The sequence below is a fragment of the Robiginitalea insularis genome, from assembly GCF_052497835.1.
Window position 1 is genome coordinate 345,023 of the sequence record NZ_CP199296.1, and the last position, 19,950, is coordinate 364,972.

The 19,950-nt window shown below is 47.3% G+C and carries 16 protein-coding genes and 5 tRNA genes; all 21 read right to left on the reverse strand.

Annotation, left to right across the window (positions count from 1 at the left end; all coding sequences use genetic code 11):
• Nucleotides 1-24: 24 nt before the first annotated feature.
• Nucleotides 25-339 (reverse strand): DUF3467 domain-containing protein, encoded by a 315-nt coding sequence (locus ACT6NV_RS01490; protein WP_445382713.1) that lies wholly within the window; start codon nucleotides 337-339, stop codon nucleotides 25-27.
• Between the two features lie 48 nt (nucleotides 340-387).
• Nucleotides 388-4,686, reverse strand: coding sequence for a DNA-directed RNA polymerase subunit beta' (rpoC, locus tag ACT6NV_RS01495; RefSeq protein ID WP_445385517.1), 4,299 nt, complete (start codon nucleotides 4,684-4,686; stop codon nucleotides 388-390).
• Nucleotides 4,687-4,728: 42 nt separating this feature from the next.
• Entirely contained in the window at nucleotides 4,729-8,538 is a 3,810-nt protein-coding gene (rpoB, locus tag ACT6NV_RS01500; protein WP_445385518.1) for a DNA-directed RNA polymerase subunit beta, read from the reverse strand.
• 130 nt (nucleotides 8,539-8,668) lie between these two features.
• On the reverse strand, nucleotides 8,669-9,052 hold the full coding sequence (gene rplL, locus ACT6NV_RS01505; RefSeq protein ID WP_445385519.1) for a 50S ribosomal protein L7/L12: 384 nt from the start codon (nucleotides 9,050-9,052) through the stop codon (nucleotides 8,669-8,671).
• Nucleotides 9,053-9,108: 56 nt separating this feature from the next.
• The gene (gene rplJ, locus ACT6NV_RS01510) at nucleotides 9,109-9,624 is read right to left on the reverse strand and encodes a 50S ribosomal protein L10 (RefSeq protein WP_445382717.1); all 516 of its coding nucleotides are present in this window, start codon (nucleotides 9,622-9,624) and stop codon (nucleotides 9,109-9,111) included.
• Between the two features lie 17 nt (nucleotides 9,625-9,641).
• Nucleotides 9,642-10,331, reverse strand: a complete 690-nt coding sequence (rplA, locus tag ACT6NV_RS01515; RefSeq protein WP_445382718.1) for a 50S ribosomal protein L1 — start codon at nucleotides 10,329-10,331, stop codon at nucleotides 9,642-9,644.
• A gap of 21 nt (nucleotides 10,332-10,352) precedes the next feature.
• The gene (gene rplK / locus ACT6NV_RS01520) at nucleotides 10,353-10,790 is read right to left on the reverse strand and encodes a 50S ribosomal protein L11 (RefSeq protein WP_445385520.1); all 438 of its coding nucleotides are present in this window, start codon (nucleotides 10,788-10,790) and stop codon (nucleotides 10,353-10,355) included.
• 129 nt (nucleotides 10,791-10,919) lie between these two features.
• A complete protein-coding gene (gene nusG, locus ACT6NV_RS01525) occupies nucleotides 10,920-11,471 on the reverse strand; it encodes a transcription termination/antitermination protein NusG (protein ID WP_445385521.1) in 552 nt (183 codons plus the stop codon).
• Nucleotides 11,472-11,480: 9 nt separating this feature from the next.
• Complete coding sequence (secE, locus tag ACT6NV_RS01530; RefSeq protein ID WP_445382721.1) at nucleotides 11,481-11,669, reverse strand: preprotein translocase subunit SecE; 189 nt, start codon at nucleotides 11,667-11,669, stop codon at nucleotides 11,481-11,483.
• 79 nt (nucleotides 11,670-11,748) lie between these two features.
• Nucleotides 11,749-11,821 (reverse strand) — tRNA-Trp (locus ACT6NV_RS01535).
• A 75-nt stretch (nucleotides 11,822-11,896) separates the two neighbouring features.
• The gene (gene tuf / locus ACT6NV_RS01540; protein WP_445385522.1) at nucleotides 11,897-13,084 is read right to left on the reverse strand and encodes an elongation factor Tu; all 1,188 of its coding nucleotides are present in this window, start codon (nucleotides 13,082-13,084) and stop codon (nucleotides 11,897-11,899) included.
• 322 nt (nucleotides 13,085-13,406) lie between these two features.
• Nucleotides 13,407-13,478, reverse strand: a tRNA-Thr gene (locus ACT6NV_RS01545).
• Nucleotides 13,479-13,569: 91 nt separating this feature from the next.
• A tRNA-Gly gene (locus ACT6NV_RS01550) sits at nucleotides 13,570-13,642 on the reverse strand.
• Between the two features lie 252 nt (nucleotides 13,643-13,894).
• A tRNA-Tyr gene (locus ACT6NV_RS01555) sits at nucleotides 13,895-13,977 on the reverse strand.
• A gap of 25 nt (nucleotides 13,978-14,002) precedes the next feature.
• Nucleotides 14,003-14,076, reverse strand: a tRNA-Thr gene (locus tag ACT6NV_RS01560).
• An 86-nt stretch (nucleotides 14,077-14,162) separates the two neighbouring features.
• The gene (gene hpf / locus ACT6NV_RS01565) at nucleotides 14,163-14,480 is read right to left on the reverse strand and encodes a ribosome hibernation-promoting factor, HPF/YfiA family (protein ID WP_445382723.1); all 318 of its coding nucleotides are present in this window, start codon (nucleotides 14,478-14,480) and stop codon (nucleotides 14,163-14,165) included.
• A gap of 32 nt (nucleotides 14,481-14,512) precedes the next feature.
• Nucleotides 14,513-15,403, reverse strand: a complete 891-nt coding sequence (locus tag ACT6NV_RS01570) for a tyrosine-type recombinase/integrase (protein WP_445385523.1) — start codon at nucleotides 15,401-15,403, stop codon at nucleotides 14,513-14,515.
• Between the two features lie 86 nt (nucleotides 15,404-15,489).
• The gene (rpsU, locus tag ACT6NV_RS01575) at nucleotides 15,490-15,684 is read right to left on the reverse strand and encodes a 30S ribosomal protein S21 (RefSeq protein ID WP_445385524.1); all 195 of its coding nucleotides are present in this window, start codon (nucleotides 15,682-15,684) and stop codon (nucleotides 15,490-15,492) included.
• A gap of 67 nt (nucleotides 15,685-15,751) precedes the next feature.
• Entirely contained in the window at nucleotides 15,752-16,891 is a 1,140-nt protein-coding gene (locus tag ACT6NV_RS01580) for an acyl-CoA dehydrogenase family protein (protein WP_445386653.1), read from the reverse strand.
• 55 nt (nucleotides 16,892-16,946) lie between these two features.
• Complete coding sequence (locus ACT6NV_RS01585; protein ID WP_445385525.1) at nucleotides 16,947-17,795, reverse strand: helix-hairpin-helix domain-containing protein; 849 nt, start codon at nucleotides 17,793-17,795, stop codon at nucleotides 16,947-16,949.
• A 28-nt stretch (nucleotides 17,796-17,823) separates the two neighbouring features.
• Nucleotides 17,824-19,890 (reverse strand): amino acid carrier protein, encoded by a 2,067-nt coding sequence (locus ACT6NV_RS01590; RefSeq protein WP_445385526.1) that lies wholly within the window; start codon nucleotides 19,888-19,890, stop codon nucleotides 17,824-17,826.
• Between the last annotated feature and the right edge of the window lie 60 nt (nucleotides 19,891-19,950).

Below are 19,950 nucleotides of genomic sequence, written 5' to 3' on the forward strand. Positions count from 1 at the left end.
GGTTCCTTTTCCATCAACACAATCTCAGGCCTCCCCCGTAGGTCCGAAATTCAGGGGAATTTGCGGCTGGTCGTAATCCTTAATAGTGCCGTGGGCCTGTTCAAAACGCTGTACGTTTTCATTGAGCGCCTTCAGGAATTTTTTGGCGTGCTGCGGGGTAAGCACAATTCGACTTTTCACTTTAGCCTTAGGCCTTCCGGGCATGATGCTGATAAAATCCACCACGAATTCTGAGACGGAATGATTGATTATGGCGAGGTTGGAATAGATACCTTCAGCCGTTTGTTCATCCAGCTCTATATTGATCTGCTTTTGTTGTTTGTTTTCTTTTTCTGCCATGACTGAATAAAAAACCCCGGCCAGGCCGGGGTTTGAATTGAGTTAGTGTTAGAATTTTAATTCTTCCTTGCGGGCCATGATCTCGTCGTATTCCTCCTTGGAACCGACAATGATGTTTTCGTAGTCCCTCATTCCGGTACCTGCCGGAATCTTGTGACCTACGATCACATTCTCTTTCAGGCCTTCCAGGTCGTCAACTTTTCCGCTTACCGCCGCCTCATTCAGTACTTTGGTCGTTTCCTGGAAGGAAGCCGCAGAAATGAAGGACTTGGTTTGCAGCGAAGCTCTTGTGATTCCCTGCAGTACCGGTGTTGCAGTGGCAGCAACCGCATCCCGTGCCGTTACCAGCGCCTTGTCTGCACGTCTGAGCAGGGAATTTTCATCCCTGAGCTCCCGGGAAGTTAGAATCTGACCGGGCTTCAGGTTTTCTGATTCTCCGGCATCCTCAACCACTTTCTTTCCGAAAATTTCGTCGTTTTCCGCGATGAAATCATCTTTGTGCACCAATTGGTTTTCAAGGAAAATGGTATCGCCCGGATCCTGAATCTGAACTTTGCGCATCATCTGGCGTACAACCACTTCAAAGTGCTTGTCGTTGATCTTTACACCCTGTAGGCGGTAAACCTCCTGCACTTCGTTAACGAGGTACTGCTGTACCGCTGAGGGCCCTTTAATAGCAAGGATGTCCTCAGGTGTAATAGACCCATCAGATAAAGGCATTCCGGCCCTGACGTAGTCATTCTCCTGAACCAGGATCTGGTTAGACAGTTTTACGAGGTATTTTTTTACCTCGCCCAGCTTGGATTCGATAATGATCTCGCGGTTACCCCTTTTGATTTTACCAAAAGATACCACCCCGTCGATCTCGGAAACAACAGCCGGGTTGGAAGGGTTACGGGCTTCAAACAGCTCGGTTACCCTTGGCAGACCTCCTGTAATATCCCCCGCCTTGGCAGATTTTCTCGGGATCTTAACCAGAATCTTACCTTCTTTGATCTTCTCCCCGTTATCCACCATAAGGTGGGAGCCAACAGGCAGGTTATAGGAACGCAATACTTCTCCTTTGGAATCCTTGATTAACAAGGTTGGGATCAGTTTTTTGTTACGGGATTCAGAGATAACTTTCTCCTGGAATCCGGTTTGTTCATCGATCTCTACCTGGTAGGTAACCCCTTGATCTATGTTCTCGTAATCGATCTGCCCGGGGAATTCGGAAACGATAACCCCGTTATACGGATCCCACTGACAAATAATATCTCCTTTTTTAACCTTGGCACCGTTTTTAATAAACAGTTGCGAGCCATAAGGGATGTTATTCGTGCTCAGGGTTATGCCGGTCTTGGCATCTACTATCTTGATTTCTGAAGTTCGTGAAATAACCACCTCAGAAGCTTTTCCTTCACCGTCTTTGCTTTTTACGGTCCTGAGGTCTTCAATTTCAGCGACCCCATCGTATTTGGCTTCCAGACGGCTTTCCTCAGAAATGTTTCCGGCAATACCTCCCACGTGGAAAGTACGCAGGGTAAGCTGTGTTCCGGGCTCTCCGATAGATTGCGCAGCCACAACACCTACAGCCTCTCCCCTTTGTACCATCTTGTTGGTTGCCAGGTTTCGGCCGTAACACTTGGCACAAATTCCCTTGGCAGCCTCACAGGTAAGGGGCGAACGCACTTCTACACGATCAATAGGAGAGGCTTCGATTTTCTGGATATGTGATTCCAGGATTTCCTCTCCGGCGGTAACCAGCAGTTCTTCGGAAATCGGGTCGTACACATCGTGCAGGGAAACCCGTCCTAAGATTCGCTCTCCAAGCGTCTCAACGATTTCTTCGTTTTTACGAAGCGCTTCAACTTCAATCCCCCTCAGGGTTTCACAGTCTTCAGTATTGATGATTACATCCTGGGATACATCCACCAGCCTTCGGGTAAGATACCCGGCATCAGCTGTTTTAAGTGCTGTATCCGCCAGACCCTTACGCGCCCCGTGAGTAGAGATAAAGTACTCCAGAATGGACAGTCCTTCCTTAAAATTGGAAAGAATGGGGTTTTCAATAATTTCACCCCCGCCAGCTGTGGATTTCTTTGGCTTCGCCATCAGACCCCGCATACCGGTTAACTGACGGATCTGTTCCTTGGAACCCCTCGCACCTGAATCCAGCATCATATAAACAGAGTTAAAGCCCTGCTGGTCTTCACGGATTCGTTTCATCGCCAACTCGGTAAGCATGGCGTTGGTAGAGGTCCATACATCGATCACCTGATTGTAGCGTTCGTTGTTGGTAATCAGACCCATGTTATAGTTCATCATGATCCCGTCTACCTGTTCGTTGGCATCCGCAATCATTTCGTGTTTCTCCTTTGGAATAATGATATCCCCAAGACTGAATGAAAGTCCTCCGCGGAAGGCGAAGTCATATCCCATGGTCTTGATCTTATCCAGGAAGTCTGCGGTGGCAGGAACGTTGGTAACTGCCAGTATCCTTCCGATAATATCCCTGAGCGACTTTTTATTCAGTACTTCATTGATATAGCCTGCCTCTTCCGGTACAACGGAATTAAACAAGACCCTACCCACAGTGGTTTCAAGAATTTTTGGTACTAATTCCCCTTCCTCATTGAAATCCTTTACGCGAACCTTAATGGAAGCATTCAGGGCAACTCGTCCTTCATTGTAGGCAATCTCGACCTCTTCAGGGCTATAGAAGGTAAGGCCTTCGCCTTTTACAGGTGCCTCCTTGGTGGATTTTCGCTCCTTGGTCATGTAGTACAGCCCCAGAACCATATCCTGAGAAGGTACGGTAATAGGCGAACCGTTTGCAGGGTTGAGGATATTGTGTGAAGCGAGCATCAATAGCTGTGCTTCGAGGATAGCCTCCGGCCCAAGCGGCAGGTGTACTGCCATCTGGTCCCCGTCAAAATCCGCATTAAAAGCGGTACAAACCAATGGGTGAAGCCGTATGGCTTTTCCTTCGATCAGCCTGGGCTGGAACGCCTGTATCCCCAGCCTGTGCAGGGTGGGAGCCCTGTTCAGCAACACAGGGTGGCCCTTGAGGACATTTTCGAGGATATCCCAAACCACCGGTTCTTTCTTATCGATAATCTTTTTGGCCGATTTGACCGTCTTTACAATTCCGCGCTCAATAAGCTTTCGGATGATAAAGGGTTTGTACAGCTCGGCCGCCATATCTTTCGGCAACCCGCACTCGTACAATTTCATTTCAGGACCCACAACAATTACAGAACGGGCAGAATAATCCACACGTTTTCCAAGCAGGTTCTGACGGAACCGACCCTGTTTTCCTTTCAGGGAATCCGAAAGGGATTTCAGTGGTCTGTTGGACTCGGTCTTCACTGCCGAAGCCTTGCGGGTGTTGTCAAAGAGGGAGTCTACCGCTTCCTGCAGCATCCGCTTCTCATTCCTCAGGATCACTTCAGGCGCCTTGATTTCCATCAGACGCTTCAGTCGGTTGTTACGGATAATTACCCTGCGGTACAGGTCATTGAGATCCGAAGTGGCAAAACGCCCACCGTCCAATGGCACCAAAGGCCTCAATTCCGGAGGTATAACCGGGACGACCTTCATGATCATCCACTCCGGCAGGTTTTCACGGTTGTCCTGTGATTCCCTCAGCGCTTCTACTACTTGCAGCCTTTTAAGGGCTTCAGTTTTACGCTGTTTGGAAGTCTCGGTATTCGCCTTGTGGCGCAACTCGTAGGAGAGTTGCTTTAAATCGATGCGCGAAAGCAGGTCAATCAGACATTCTGCACCCATTTTGGCGATAAACTTGTTAGGATCGCTGTCTTCCAGATATTGGTTTTCCGGCGGGATAGTTTCCAGGATGTTCAGGTATTCCTCCTCTGTGAGGAAGTCCATTTTCTGAATTTCTTCTCCATCAGGTCCGGTTGCAATTCCAGGTTGAATCACCACATAGCGCTCGTAATAGATGATCATGTCCAGCTTCTTGGAAGGAAGCCCCAACAGATAGCCTATTTTGTTTGGAAGGGACCTGAAATACCAGATATGTGCAACAGGCACTACCAGGTTGATGTGGCCCACGCGGTCGCGACGAACCTTTTTCTCGGTTACCTCCACGCCACAGCGGTCACAAACGATCCCGCGGTAACGGATGCGCTTATACTTTCCACAGGCGCATTCGTAATCCTTTACCGGACCGAAAATGCGCTCACAGAAGAGCCCATCCCTTTCGGGCTTATGGGTACGGTAATTAATGGTTTCCGGTTTTAAAACTTCCCCTCTTGATTCAGCCAGGATAGCTTCCGGAGAAGCCAGGCCTATGGAAATTTTATTGAACCTTTTTATTGGTGTATTATCCTTTAGTCGAGCCATTATAAGATGGTACTAAAAATTAAAATATGTTATAAAACAAGCTTATTCTTCAAGTCTGATATCCAAACCTAATCCCTTAAGTTCGTGCATCAGTACGTTGAAAGATTCTGGTAAACCAGGTTCTGGCATGGTTTCGCCCTTAACGATAGACTCATAGGTCTTGGCCCTTCCAATTACATCATCAGATTTAACGGTCAGGATTTCACGCAGCGTGGCGGATGCACCGTAAGCCTCCAGGGCCCACACCTCCATTTCCCCGAATCGCTGGCCTCCAAACTGGGCTTTTCCTCCCAGGGGTTGCTGTGTAATAAGCGAGTACGGTCCAATGGAACGGGCGTGCATCTTGTCGTCTACCATATGCCCCAATTTGAGCATGTAGATCACCCCTACCGTTGCAGGTTGGTGGAATCGCTCTCCGGTACCTCCATCGTAAAGATAGGTGTGTCCGAATCGCGGGATGCCGGCATCATCGGTATACTGGTTGATTTCATCCAGGGTAGCCCCATCGAAAATCGGGGTGGCAAACTTCTTGCCTGTATCCTGGCCTGCCCAGCCCAGTACGGTTTCATAGATCTGACCAATGTTCATACGAGAAGGTACTCCAAGCGGGTTGAGGACAATATCCACAGGCGTTCCGTCTTCCAGGAAAGGCATATCCTCCTGGCGTACGATTCGGGCAACAATACCTTTGTTCCCGTGGCGTCCTGCCATTTTATCTCCAACCTTCAACTTGCGTTTTTTCGCGATATATACTTTGGCCAGCTTCATAATCCCTGCGGGCAGTTCGTCTCCTACGGAGATGGTGAACTTGTCCCTTCTCAGGTTCCCCTGCAGGTCATTCAGCTTGATCTTGTAATTGTGCAACAGATCTGCCACCATTGCATTGGTGCCTTTATCTGTGGTCCAGCTGCCTCCCACCAGGTGAGCAAAGTCATCCACGGCGTTAAGCATCTTCAGGGTATATTTCTTGCCTTTTGGAAGCACTTCTTCCCCAAGGTCATTCATCACGCCCTGAGACGTCTTGCCATTGACCAACTGGAAGAGTTTTTCTACCAGCACATCTTTGAGCTCCTGGAACTTCACTTCGTATTCCAGTTCCAGCTTGGAAATAGCTTCCTTGTCCTCAGAACGCTTGCGCTTGTCTTTTATAGACCGCGAGAACAGCTTTTTATCAATTACCACCCCGTTAAGCGATGGTGGTGCTTTCATAGAAGCGTCTTTAACATCCCCGGCTTTGTCACCGAAAATGGCACGAAGCAGTTTCTCTTCAGGGGTTGGATCAGACTCTCCCTTAGGAGTGATCTTACCGATCAGGATATCGCCAGGCTTCACCTCGGCTCCGATACGGATCATTCCGTACTCATCCAGATCTTTGGTGGCCTCCTCTGAAACGTTGGGGATATCATTGGTGAGCTCTTCGGCCCCCAGTTTGGTATCCCGGACTTCCAGGGCGTATTCATCTATATGTATAGAAGTAAAGATATCTTCCCTTACTACCTTCTCAGAAATTACGATCGCATCCTCAAAATTGTATCCTTTCCATGGCATGAAGGCCACTTTCAGGTTACGTCCAAGGGCGAGTTCCCCTCCCTGGGTCGCATAACCTTCGCAGAGAACCTGACCTTTCTTCACCTTATCTCCTTTGCTGACAATAGGCTTCAGGTTGATGGATGTTCCCTGGTTGGTCTTGCGGAATTTCACCAGATTATAAGTCTTGGAATCCTCCTCGAAACTAACCAGGCGCTCTTCGTCCGTACGGTTGTAGCGGATAGTGATTTTTTGTGAATCCACATATTCGATCACCCCATCGCCTTCTGCATTGATCAGGACCCTGGAGTCAGTAGCTACCTGCCTTTCCAGCCCGGTCCCAACAATTGGGGATTCGGGTTTTAAAAGTGGTACCGCCTGCCGCATCATGTTCGATCCCATCAGGGCACGGTTTGCATCATCGTGCTCCAGGAACGGAATCAGTGATGCAGAGATCGAGGCGATCTGATTGGGGGCAACATCTGTATAATTGACCTCTTTAGGATCAACAACAGGGAAGTCACCTTCCTCACGTGCAATTACTTTTTCTGAATCTATGGTACCGTCCTTTTTCAGCGGAATATTCGCCTGTGCGATCTTCATGCCTTCCTCTTCTTCGGCACTCAGGAAGGTGTAATTGGCAGTATCTACCTTGCCATCTGCCACCTTGCGATAAGGGGTTTCCAGGAATCCCATCTGATTTACCTTGGCAAATACCGAAAGGGAGGAGATCAGACCAATATTGGGTCCTTCAGGCGTTTCTATTGGACAAAGCCTTCCGTAATGGGTATAGTGTACGTCACGAACCTCAAACCCGGCCCTTTCCCTGGACAAACCTCCCGGTCCGAGGGCGGAAAGCCGTCGTTTGTGGGTGATTTCGGCCAGTGGGTTGGTCTGGTCCATGAACTGAGAGAGCTGGTTGGTCCCAAAGAAGGAATTGATAACGGATGACAGTGTCTTGGCATTGATCAGGTCAATGGGTGTAAACACCTCATTATCCCTAACATTCATCCGCTCCCGAATGGTTCGCGCCATACGGGCAAGACCTACTCCGAACTGAGCAGATAACTGCTCCCCTACCGTACGCACGCGACGGTTGGAAAGGTGGTCGATGTCATCGATTTCCGCCTTGGAGTTGATCAGCTCAATCAGGTATTTTATAATGGTGATGATATCTTCTTTGGTAAGCACCTGCTTATCCATTCCGATATCCAGCCCCAGTTTTTTGTTCATTCTGTATCGACCCACCTCGCCCAGATTGTAGCGTTGGTCCGAAAAGAATAGTTTGTCTATAATACCCCGTGCTGTTTCCTCATCCGGTGGTTCTGCATTACGCAGCTGGCGATAGATATGCTCTACTGCCTCTTTCTCCGAGTTGGTAGGGTCTTTTTGCAGGGTATTGTGGATGATAGCATAATCGCTCTGCGCATTATTTTCTTTGTGCAGCAGGATTGTCTTAACATCCGTCTCGATAATTTGGTCTATGTGTTCCTTTTCAAGGACTGTATCCCGGTCAAGAACAATTTCATTCCGTTCGATGGAAACCACCTCGCCGGTATCCTCATCCACGAAATCTTCATGCCAGGTGTTCAGTACCCTGGCCGCGAGTTTGCGACCCAGTACTTTTTTCAGACCAGCCTTGGAAACTTTGATTTCCTCGGAAAGGTCAAAAATCTCCAGGATATCCTTGTCCCGCTCAAAACCGATGGCCCGGAACAGGGTGGTTACCGGTAGTTTCTTTTTCCTGTCGATATAAGCGTACATCACGCTGTTTATATCGGTAGCAAATTCAATCCAGGAGCCTTTGAAAGGGATTACACGGGCTGAGTACAGCTTGGTCCCGTTCGCGTGAAAAGATTGTCCAAAGAATACCCCGGGAGAACGGTGGAGTTGTGAAACCACTACGCGCTCTGCCCCGTTGATCACAAAAGTCCCGCTGGGGGTCATATAAGGGATGGTTCCCAGGTACACATCCTGCACTATGGTTTCAAAATCTTCGTGCTCCGGATCTGTACAGTATAATTTCAATCGTGCCTTCAGGGGCACGCTATAGGTAAGACCTCTTTCAATACATTCCTGAATGGAATATCTGGGAGGGTCTATAAAGTAATCCAGGAATTCCAGTACAAACTGGTTCCGGGTGTCTGTGATTGGAAAGTTTTCCATGAAGGTGTTGTACAAACCTTCATTGCCCCTTTCGTCAGATTTGGTTTCAAGCTGGAAAAAATCCTGAAACGATTTAATCTGAATGTCCAAGAAATCCGGGTATTCCGGTATGTTCTTAGCGGATGCAAAGCTTATTCTTTCAGTCTGTTTTGTGAACATCTATGGACAAATATTTTATCGTGAATACTCCTGCGGGTTGTATATACCTTTATATACAATGTATAAAAGGGTTTAGGTCTAGCCACCAAAAGGCGGAAAGACCTAAACCTAAACCATATGGTTGTCGCTGTTATTTAAGCTCAACTTCTGCTCCTGCTTCTTCCAATGATTTTTTGATACCTTCAGCTTCATCTTTAGAAACTGCTTCTTTGATCGCTTTAGGAGCGCTGTCTACGATGTCTTTTGCATCTTTCAGCCCCAGACCGGTCAGTTCCTTAACCAATTTTACAACTGCAAGCTTGGAAGCTCCAGCAGCGGTAAGGACTACATCAAACTCGGTCTTTTCCTCAGCAGCCTCACCAGCGTCTCCACCGGCAGCAGCACCTCCGGCTACTGCAACAGCTGCAGCAGCTGGCTCAATGCCATACTCCTCTTTTAAGATATCAGCTAATTCGTTAACCTCCTTTACGGTAAGGTTTACTAACTGTTCTGCGAATTCTTTTAAATCTGCCATTTTACTATCGTTTTAAAAACTGTTTTAATTTATACTTGAGTTTAGTGCGTACACATTTATTTTTCGGACAAGGTCTTCAGGATTCCGGCCAGTTTGCCTCCTCCGGATTTCAATCCGGAAATAACATTCTTGGCTGGAGACTGCAGTAAGCCAATAATATCCCCAATAACCTCTTCCTTTGATTTGATGCTTACAAGCGCATCCAGCTTATCGTCGCCAATGTAAACTGCCTCTTCGATGTAGGCGCCTTTCAGCAAAGGCCTGTCAGACTTTTTCCTGAAAGTCTTGATCAGCTTTGCAGGGGCGTTCCCTGTTTCTGAAAACATCAGCGAAGTATTTCCTTTAAGGACATCGGGCAATTCACCAAATTCCTTTTCGGAAGCTTCCATAGCCTTGGCAAGCAGTGTATTCTTTACTACCGCCAGCTTAATATTTGCTTTAAAACAAGCTCTCCGTAAATCTGAGGTCGTCCCGGCATCCAGCCCGGAGATATCCGCCAGATAAATGGTCGGATTATCTGCCAGCTGTGTGGTCAGATCCTTAATTACGGTTGCTTTTTCTTCTCTGGTCATGTTACGTGTTTTTTAAATCAGACCGCTTTGGGATCCAGTTGAACACTAGGACTCATGGTACTGGACATATATATGCTCTTCATATATACCCCCTTGGCCGCGGCTGGTTTCAGTTTCACCAGGGTTTCGAGCAATTCCTTGGCATTCCCGGCTATTTTGTCTGCAGAGAAAGATACCTTTCCTATTGCTGCATGTACAATACCGGTTTTATCTACCTTAAAATCAATCTTACCTGCCTTAACATCGGAAACCGCTTTTGCCACATCCATAGTAACCGTTCCGGTTTTTGGATTCGGCATAAGCCCCCTGGGTCCGAGGATACGACCTAATGGCCCCAGTTTTCCCATGACGCTGGGCATGGTGATAATTACATCAACATCTGTCCAGCCTCCTTTGATCTTGTCGAGATATTCGTCAAGACCTACGAAATCGGCTCCTGCCTCCTTCGCCTCTGCTTCCTTATCAGGAGTTACCAATGCGAGTACCTTCACATCCTTACCAGTTCCGTGGGGCAGTGTTACCACACCACGAACCATCTGGTTGGCTTTCCGGGGATCTACGCCCAAACGGACCGCCAGGTCTACGGATGCATCGAACTTAACTTTGGTGATTTCCTTTATAAGCGCAGAAGCCTCATCAATGGAGTACAGCCGGTCTCTTTCGATCTTGGCGCGTGCCTCTTTTTGCTTTTTTGTCAGTTTTGCCATCTTAAAAGTGGTTTTCTAAAATTAAAAAGGACGTTTTCCTGCTACCTTCAGGCCCATTGAACGGGCTGTTCCGGCAACCATACTCATGGCCGACTCGGTTGTGAAGGCGTTCAGATCGACCATCTTATCTTCTGCGATTGCCTTGATCTGATCCCAGGTAACACTTCCTGTCTTTACTCGGTTTGGTTCCCCGGACCCCTTTTTAACTTTAGCCGCTTCCAATAGCTGAACTGCCGCTGGCGGTGTCTTTACGACAAAGTCAAAAGACTTGTCTTTATACACGGTGATAACAACAGGCAATACCTTTCCAGGCTTGTCCTGAGTTCTAGCATTGAACTGCTTACAGAACTCCATGATGTTAACGCCGGCAGCACCTAAAGCGGGTCCAACCGGTGGCGACGGGTTCGCAGCACCTCCCCTAACTTGTAGTTTAACTACTTTACTTACTTCTTTTGCCATTGTTTATATTTAATTACATCTGTTAATCCGACATTCGGTCAGATGGTTTTCCGGGCCCCGAAGGAACCGGAAAAGGTAAAAGTGAGTTAATTGGAAGCAACTTCACTTTTAAGCGTAACACTTATATTCTTATACTTTTTCTACCTGCATATAACTCAGCTCAAGAGGGGTCTTCCGTCCAAAGATCTTCACCATCACCTCAAGCTTGCGCTTTTCTTCGTTGATTTTCTCAACTGTGCCATTAAATCCATTAAACGGACCATCGATTACTTTCACGGTTTCTCCCAGCACAAATGGTATTGCAACGGAATCTGTATTGACCGCGAGTTCGTCCACTTTTCCAAGCATGCGGTTCACCTCTGACTTCCTCAACGGAACAGGATCACCCCCTTTGGTTTCACCCAAAAAGCCTATAACATTGGTAATGGACCGGATAATGTGGATCATTTCCCCCACAAGGTTGGCCTTGACCATAATATATCCCGGGAAATACACCCGTTCCTTATTGATCTTTTTGCCATTCCGTATCTGTACAACTTTTTCAGTAGGGACCAGAACTTCCTCAAGATGGTCTCCGAAGCCGTGGCGTTCCACTTCGCTTTCGATATACCCCTTGATTTTGTTTTCCTGTCCGCTTACGGCGCGCACCACATACCATTTCTTCTCCAGTACTTCTGACATAGCCTCGCCTTAACCTATTAATGCATCAAAATACAGCTGGATAACATTTGAAAACAAAGAATCCACTCCCCAGGTTGCCAGGGCAAAAATGATAGAAAACACGGCAACGATAACCATCAAATTGGATGACTCTGACCGTGATGGAAGGGTTACGTTATTCCTTAATTCTTGATAGGATTCCCTGATATATGAAATCATGTTAGCTGCGTTTTATTCTGCGGAACATTCCGCTGTTTAATCCTGAGAAATCTTTATTAGTACTTTCTCATATTATCAGCACGGGAGGAGAGACTCGAACTCCCGACACCTGGTTTTGGAGACCAGTGCTCTACCAACTGAGCTACACCCGTAATTACAGTGAAAGGGTCGCTTCCCGATATGGATCAGGACGGGACCCCTCACTGCCGGATCAAACCTTTTGAGGCTTAATCTAAGATCTTGGTAACCTGACCGGCTCCAACAGTCCTACCACCTTCGCGGATCGCAAAACGAAGTCCGACGCTAAGGGCGATTGGCTGAAGCAAGTCTACAGTAATGGTAAGGTTATCACCTGGCATTACCATCTCAACACCGCTAGGCAGGTTGATTGTTCCGGTTACGTCAGTTGTACGTACGTAAAACTGAGGACGGTAGTTATTGTGGAATGGGGTGTGACGCCCGCCTTCTTCTTTTTTGAGGATATAGACCTCAGCTTCGAATTTGGCGTGAGGCTTAACAGAACCTGGCTTACAGATTACCATTCCTCTCTTAATATCTTTTTTCTCGATACCTCTCAACAGGATTCCCACGTTGTCTCCGGCTTCTCCTCGGTCGAGGATCTTACGGAACATCTCAACCCCTGTGATGGTGGAAGTAAGTTTCTCAGCTCCCATCCCGATGATATCTACAGGATCTCCGGTTTTGGCAACTCCGGTTTCAATACGTCCGGTGGCAACCGTTCCACGACCTGTAATAGTAAATACATCTTCTACTGGCATCAGGAAATCCTTGTCTACGTCACGCTTTGGCAACTCGATCCAGGAATCTACAGCATCCATAAGTTCCATAACAGTGTCTACCCATTTTTGCTCCCCGTTAAGGGCACCCAGGGCAGAACCGGAAATTACTGGAGAGTTATCTCCATCATACTCGTAGAAAGAAAGCAATTCACGTACTTCCATTTCAACCAGCTCCAGAAGCTCTTCATCATCAACCATGTCTACCTTGTTCAGGAAAACAACGATACGTGGAATACCTACCTGACGTCCGAGCAGGATGTGCTCACGAGTCTGAGGCATTGGCCCGTCGGTAGCAGCAACCACAAGGATAGCTCCGTCCATCTGAGCAGCACCGGTAACCATGTTCTTAACATAATCCGCGTGACCAGGACAGTCTACGTGAGCGTAGTGCCTGTTTGCTGTTTGATACTCAACGTGTGAAGTATTGATAGTAATACCTCTTTCTTTCTCCTCAGGAGCGTTATCGATGGAATCAAAGCTTCTCAATTCTGACAACCCTGCTTTTGCTAAAACAGTAGTGATGGCAGCTGTAAGTGTAGTTTTACCGTGATCGACGTGTCCAATAGTACCTATGTTTAAGTGCGGTTTGGAACGATCAAAAGTTTCCTTAGCCATTGTTAATGAATTTAATCTTAGTTTATATTAGTGTACAAATTTATTAGTGCTGAACCAACGGCGGATTTCGATTCCTCTCGGATACAACCCTTACCTGAATAAGGCAACGGATTGGAAGCCCGCTGAAGACTTCATTTTTTAGAGCCAACGACGGGCCCCGATAGCTATCGGGGGAACCCGTGACCTCTGAGAGGTTTCAGGTTCGAAGCCCGCTGAAGACTTCATTTTTTAGAGCCAACGACGGGCCCCGATAGCTATCGGGGGAACCCGTGACCTCTGAGAGGTTTCAGGTTCGAAGCCCGCTGAAGACTTCATTTTTTAGAGCCAACGACGGGAATTGAACCCGTGACCTCTTCCTTACCAAGGAAACGCTCTACCCCTGAGCTACGTCGGCTTATTGGGCGCAAGGTTCGGTATCCTGTGGATTCCCGGGGCATACCCCCTAAGCAATAAAATTGCAAACAAACGCTTGCCCAAGGTCTTAGAGCGGGAGACCGGGTTCGAACCGGCGACATTCAGCTTGGAAGGCTGACGCTCTACCAACTGAGCTACTCCCGCATTAATTAAAATTCCAATATTTCAAATTCCAAATTCCGGACCGAGCGTCCGCAAAACCTCCGGTGGATGTTTTGCAACGCGGGGCCAGACGGTGCGCTGGCGTCCTGATTCGGATCATTATTTCAAAAAATTCCAAACTACAGAGAGTTACCTCACTTCGTTCGGTGATCCTGGTTCTGTGAACCAGGACCAAAGTTTTTTCCCGTGGCCTTACAAGAGCAAGCTCTTGACACCCACTCAGAAAAAACTTTGTGGGGAGAGCAGGATTCGAACCTGCGAAGGTGAAAACCAACAGATTTACAGTCTGTCCTCGTTGGCCGCTTGAGTATCTCCCCCAACCTTTTATTTTAAGAACTTCCGAGCCGATGGAGGGACTCGAACCCACGACCCCGAGATTACAAATCACGTGCTCTAGCCAGCTGAGCTACATCGGCTTAATGGGCCTTTTTATCGCATAAAAAAGTCCGCTATTTCTAACGGACTGCAAATGTAGATAATTATTTATTTAAACAAAACAATTTTACAAAAATTTTAGTGAGGTATAAACCTTTGGCTTCTTTTTCTTTTTCAGCAGTTTGCGCTCCAGAGAACTACAGGCAGAATCGATTGCCTCTTCAAAGGATTTGCATTGCTTTTTCACCACAAAAACATCCTTAGGAATGTGCAGTTTAATGTCGACAATTTTGTTCTCCTTTGCACTGGTGTTTTCTACCTTAAGGAATACTTCAGCTTTGATTATTCGGTCGTAGAACAAATCCAGCTTATCGAGTCTTTTTTGAGCGAAGTCAAGTAATTTTCCATCTGCATTAAAATTGACGGATTGGGTGATTACATTCATAAGCCGTGAAATTTAAAAGTTACTATCAGCTTCTACTTTTTATTCCGCGGGTGTGCGGAACGGTGTATGCGTTTTAATTCGGCTATACTATTGTGTGTATATACCTGGGTGGATGCCAGCGAGGAGTGCCCGAGTATTTCCTTTACGGAATTCATATCTGCACCCTGGTTCAACATATGCGTAGCAAAGGTATGCCTTAGGATGTGGGGGCTTTTTTTCACCTTGGCCGACACCTCACTAAGATATTTATTTATAATTCTATAAACAAGAGTTTCATATAATTTATTGCCTGAATTGGAAAGGAAAAGATTGGGAATTTCACTCCCTTCAAAATGGACATTCCTCATCTCTATGTATTCGCGGATAAGGGGGAGGATACTGGGGGCAAGCGGGATGATGCGTTCTTTACTGCGTTTGCCCAAAACGCGTACGGTACCTTCGCTCAGATCCAGGTCTGAAATTTTAAGGCCAATTAATTCGGCCCGCCGCATTCCGGAGGTGTAAAGCATTTCCACCACCAGTTTATCCCTCAGGCCTTCAAAACCATCTTCGGCCGGCCAGTGCTCGAGCAATTGCTGCATTTCCTGAACCGAGAAGGGCACCTCCACTTTTTTTGAAGCCTTCAGTGGTTTATGCCCCGCCAGGGGGCTACTCTCAATAAGCCCGCTGCGCATCAGGTATTTATAATAGGACTTAAGGGAAGCCACTTTCCGGTTGATACTTCGGTTAGACAGACCGGTTTCCATGAGTTGAATGATCCAGGAACGGATGACCGAATACGGCAGGGTTTTCAGCTCTGCTCCTTCATGTTCTTCTGAGCAAAAGGCTTCAAATTGTTGCAGGTCCCTGAGATATGCCGTAACCGTATGGCTTGCGTATTTTTTTTCCAGGGAAAGGTACTTTGTGAATTGCTCTAAAGACATACAATAAAGATACGAAAGCCGGTATCAAAAAAAACAACCCGACTCGGAATTCCGAATCGGGTTGTTTTAATGAACATCAGCACGTATCAGATATCTTCCTGATCCCTCAGATGCTGGATATATTGAGCTTTTTGAATTTGCTGTCTTCGCTCTACAGAAGGCTTGGTAAACTGCTGCCGCTTACGCAACTGGCGCATCGTTCCGGTTTTATCAAACTTCCGCTTAAAACGCTTCAGTGCTCTGTCTATATTTTCTCCTTCTTTTACAGGTATAATTAACATTGGCTACAACCTCCTTTCTTTAAGATTTCAGGCTGCAAATATACGTTCAATCTTTAAAAGCCGGTAATTATTTTAAAATATTTTTGGCAATGACTACTTTCTGTATTTCAGAAGTCCCCTCCCCGATCGTACATAGCTTAGCATCCCTGTAGAATTTCTCGACCGGAAAATCCTTGGTATAACCGTATCCCCCGTGAATTTGAACGGCTTCATTGGCCACCCGGACACAAGCCTCAGAGGCATACATCTTGGCCATGGCGCTGAGCTGGGTAACGGGCCTGCCGGCATTCTTGTAAAAAGCAGCCTTATGAATCATCAGTTCTGAGGCTTCAATTTCGGTTACCATTTCGGCCAGTTTAAAGGAAATCCCCTGAAAGCTGCTGATGGGTTTGCCAAACTGAACGCGCTCCTTGGAATATTTTAAGGCAGCCTCATAGGCTCCTTTGGCAATTCCCAGGGAGAGGGCTCCAATTGAAATGCGTCCCCCGTCCAGAATTTTCATGGATTGGATAAATCCATCTCCAACCGGGCCCAGCCTGTTGGCATCCGGGATCCGGCAATTGTCAAAAACGAGTTCGGCGGTTTCACTGGCCCGCATCCCCAGTTTATCTTCTTTCTTACCACTGCTGAATCCGGGAGTGCCTTTTTCGATTACAAAAGCAGTCATCCCCCGGCTGTCCCCCTTCTCTCCAGTACGGGCAATAACTACGGCAATGTCTCCACTTTTTCCGTGTGTAATAAAGTTTTTTGCGCCGTTTAATATCCAGGAATCTCCATCCTTTTTGGCCGTTGTGTTCATCCCGCCTGCATCAGACCCGGTATTGTGCTCTGTAAGTCCCCAGGCTCCAATCCACTCGGCACTGGCCAGTTTCGGGATCCAGCGGGCCTTTTGTTCCGCATCCCCGAAAGAGAGGATGTGATTGGTGCAAAGGGAGTTGTGCGCGGCTACCGAAAGGCCGATTGATGGATCAACTTTGGAAATTTCCTCTATGATCGCGATATATTCATGATATCCCATCCCGGAGCCACCCAGTTCTGTTGGAACCAGTACCCCCATAAAACCGAGTTCTCCGGCTTTTTTCAATACTGAAACGGGCAGCGTCTGGCTTTCGTCCCACTCCATCACGTGGGGCCTGATATACTGTTCGGCAAAATCCCGGGCTGCATCGGCAACCATCCGTTGGGTTTCCGGGGGATCAAAATTAATGGTAGTTGTAGTTTCCGTCATCATAGCAAATGTTCTTTCAATAGCAATTTTTCTTTCAAAGGGTCAAATATAGTGCAATTCTCTCAATTTTTTCCGCAGTGATCCCTTCGAAGCGCTCGAGTTCCCCAAGACTTTTATAAGGCCCGTTCTTTGTTCTGTAGTTCGTAATCTTCCCGGCTAATTCTCCGCGGAGATAAGGGATTTGGCCTAACTCCACAGCAGTAGCCTTATTGAGCGATATCTTTTTATGGTTGAGACTATCCAGAACCTGAAAACGCTTCAAAACCCGATTGGCCACTTCTTCCTCCAGCCCATAAACATCGTAAAGCTGTATACCAGACCTGAAACCACCCAGAGCCATCCTGAAGTTGAGGATGCGCCGGGAGAGCACCGGTCCCACCCCATAAACCTTTTTAAGGTCTTCCGCACTGGCATCGTTAAGATTCTGGATCAAAGGTTTTTTGACTTTTTGCCTGTCTGATGCAAAAGGCCTGGGTTCAGGAAACTGCAACAAATGCCCATAGGCGTCAATAATGGAATCCGGTAATTGGCCCACCTCCTGCAATTCCTCCCATTTGGTAAACCAGCCCCCCGCTCGTCTGTGCGCATAAATGCGATTGAGGCTGTTCGGGCTGATGCCCAGTCTGTAGCCCCTGTAATCATTAAAAAAATTTGGGTTAAAAGGATACAGGGTTTGATCCCGGTCTTTTTGCCGGCTCACTTTCACACTATCAATCCATGCCTGTTCTTCAGCGTTCAGGCGGACCACAGTATCAGAGGCTGAATCAAAATTGAGACTGATCAGATAAATGAGCAATTGCAGGCTTACCAGTAACAAAAAAAAATAAAAAACCCCACTTCTTAGCCTTATGTTGTCGCTGAAGTGGGGTTTGGATCGCCTCATCCGCCTAAACTACGGATGCTTGCTGTTGTTACTTTGCAGTCTGCTTTTGGAACAGTTCTTTATTTTTTAGCTTCCTGAAATAATTTCTGAGGTCTTCCTTAACCTCGCCGGACATAATGTATAATCCTATAATGTTCGGGAAGGACATCGCCAGGATCATCATATCCGAAAAGTCCAGAACGGCCCCCAGGCTAACAGAAGCTCCAATTACCACAAAGACCAGGAAGAGCATTTTATAAACCATTTCTGAGCGGGTACTTTTACCGAACAAATAGGTCCAGGCCCGCATTCCGTAATACGACCAGGATATCATAGTTGAAAAGGCAAAGAGGAAAACTGCGATTCCCAGCACATAGGGGAACCAGGAGAAGACACTTCCAAAAGCATCTGAGGTAAGCTGTGCTCCGGCCATTCCTTCTACTTCGTGCATTCCGGTAAAGATCAATACCAGTGCGGTAAGGGTACAAACTACCACGGTATCAATAAAAGGCTCTAACAAGGCAACGAAGCCTTCCGATGGCGGATGATTGGTCTTGGCCGTACTGTGGGCAATGGCCGCAGATCCAACCCCTGCTTCATTGGAAAAGGCAGCTCGCTGAAAACCAACGACCAGTACGCCTATAATACCTCCTTTGATAGCCCCGGGATTAAAGGCTCCATCTACAATAGCGGAAAAAGCCGGACCGATATTCTGTATGTTCATAATAATCACCGCGAGGGCGGCAATTACATAAATAGATGCCATTAGCGGTACTACCCGGCCCGTAACTTTTGCGATACTTCGGATTCCCCCGATAATAACTACCCCGACAAGGATAGCCGTAACCACACCGAACCAGAAGCCATTGCCCTCAAGGGCAGAGAATTGCCCGGCGAGCTGCTCAAATGACTGATTGGCCTGGAACATGTTCCCACCGCCAAAAGAGGCACCTACGGCGAGTACGGCAAAAAGTCCTGCCAGCACTTTCCCGAGGCCCTTTAAATTTCTTTTTTCCAACCCATACCGAAGATAATTCATAGGCCCTCCGAAAACCCGTCCATCAGGCAGGATATCGCGGTATTTGACCCCCAGGGTACATTCAACAAACTTTGAGGACATCCCCAAAAGCCCGCAGACAATCATCCAGAAAGTTGCTCCAGCACCTCCTAAAGAGACTGCAACGGCAACCCCGGCTATATTACCCAACCCTACTGTACCGGATACGGCTGTGGCCAGTGCCTGGAAATGCGTTACCTGCCCGGGGGCCTGAGGGTCGTCGTATTTTCCTTTGGCAAGGGAGATGGAATGCCTAAAACCGCGAATGTTGATAAAGCCCATTCGTATGGTGAAAAAGGTAGCTCCCAGTACCAGCCAGATCACAATAAAGGGGATCGGTTTGGTAATTGGGTCTCCATTAGGGTGGGTCATAACCACCGGCTCATCGTATACGATATCTGCAAGGTAGTGAGCCCCCTGCTCAATAACATCTTCAGGATTGTCCGCATTGTAGATCACGCCCCCTTCAGCAACCAGGTGTTCCAGGGTTCCCGCAACAGTGGCATTTACCGTAACATCCATACCGTTTTGCCTAGAGATTACGGCTATTGCATCTCCTTTTTTAACCTTTTCCCCTTCAGCCTTGATCCATCGCTTCAATACAAATTTATCAGTCACCTCAGGGCTCCACCCTGGAATACCAATTTTTTTGACATCTGCATAAACCACAGGATCGTAAATACCGAGTGCATCAAAAGGGTCCCAAAAAAGTACCGAGCCCAGTGCACCAACCGCCGGGGTCATTGCCCCGTTGAAAACTTCGGTGATCGCTTCTGTGGGAACCGTATATTCCTTGGTAACAGAAGTCCCCCTGGCATCGATTATTACAACATCATAAGCAATCCCTTCGGTAAGTCCGGTAGACTTATTGGAGCTCAGTGGTGTTTCCTGATTGCTCCATCGAAAGGTATAGGGAGGACGGCCTCCGGAAACTTCCAACTTTATCACCCCGTCGTTGATGTTATTTGACGGGTTGCTGATGGTTTCTTTTACCTGCAGGTCTTGCGCTCCTGCCATTAATGAAAAAAACGCGAGTAAAACAGTATAGATATACTTCATTTGACTTAGATGGTTTTTGAGTTGAAAGTGCGGCAATATCCTAAAAATTAGCTTGCCAAC

What these genes read in the sequence shown, in the direction of transcription:
- hpf (WP_445382723.1), bottom strand. Translation starts at nt 14,480, where the DNA reads ATGAATGTAATCACCCAATCCGTCAATTTTAATGCAGATGGAAAATTA.
- rplK (WP_445385520.1), bottom strand. Translation starts at nt 10,790, where the DNA reads ATGGCAAAAGAAGTAAGTAAAGTAGTTAAACTACAAGTTAGGGGAGGT.
- rpsU (WP_445385524.1), bottom strand. Translation starts at nt 15,684, where the DNA reads ATGTTAATTATACCTGTAAAAGAAGGAGAAAATATAGACAGAGCACTG.
- rpoB (WP_445385518.1), bottom strand. Translation starts at nt 8,538, where the DNA reads ATGTTCACAAAACAGACTGAAAGAATAAGCTTTGCATCCGCTAAGAAC.
- rplJ (WP_445382717.1), bottom strand. Translation starts at nt 9,624, where the DNA reads ATGACCAGAGAAGAAAAAGCAACCGTAATTAAGGATCTGACCACACAG.
- secE (WP_445382721.1), bottom strand. Translation starts at nt 11,669, where the DNA reads ATGATTTCATATATCAGGGAATCCTATCAAGAATTAAGGAATAACGTA.
- ACT6NV_RS01590 (WP_445385526.1), bottom strand. Translation starts at nt 19,890, where the DNA reads ATGAAGTATATCTATACTGTTTTACTCGCGTTTTTTTCATTAATGGCA.
- ACT6NV_RS01585 (WP_445385525.1), bottom strand. Translation starts at nt 17,795, where the DNA reads ATGAGGCGATCCAAACCCCACTTCAGCGACAACATAAGGCTAAGAAGT.
- tuf (WP_445385522.1), bottom strand. Translation starts at nt 13,084, where the DNA reads ATGGCTAAGGAAACTTTTGATCGTTCCAAACCGCACTTAAACATAGGT.
- rpoC (WP_445385517.1), bottom strand. Translation starts at nt 4,686, where the DNA reads ATGGCTCGACTAAAGGATAATACACCAATAAAAAGGTTCAATAAAATT.
- rplL (WP_445385519.1), bottom strand. Translation starts at nt 9,052, where the DNA reads ATGGCAGATTTAAAAGAATTCGCAGAACAGTTAGTAAACCTTACCGTA.
- nusG (WP_445385521.1), bottom strand. Translation starts at nt 11,471, where the DNA reads ATGTCAGAAGTACTGGAGAAGAAATGGTATGTGGTGCGCGCCGTAAGC.
- ACT6NV_RS01570 (WP_445385523.1), bottom strand. Translation starts at nt 15,403, where the DNA reads ATGTCTTTAGAGCAATTCACAAAGTACCTTTCCCTGGAAAAAAAATAC.
- rplA (WP_445382718.1), bottom strand. Translation starts at nt 10,331, where the DNA reads ATGGCAAAACTGACAAAAAAGCAAAAAGAGGCACGCGCCAAGATCGAA.
- ACT6NV_RS01490 (WP_445382713.1), bottom strand. Translation starts at nt 339, where the DNA reads ATGGCAGAAAAAGAAAACAAACAACAAAAGCAGATCAATATAGAGCTG.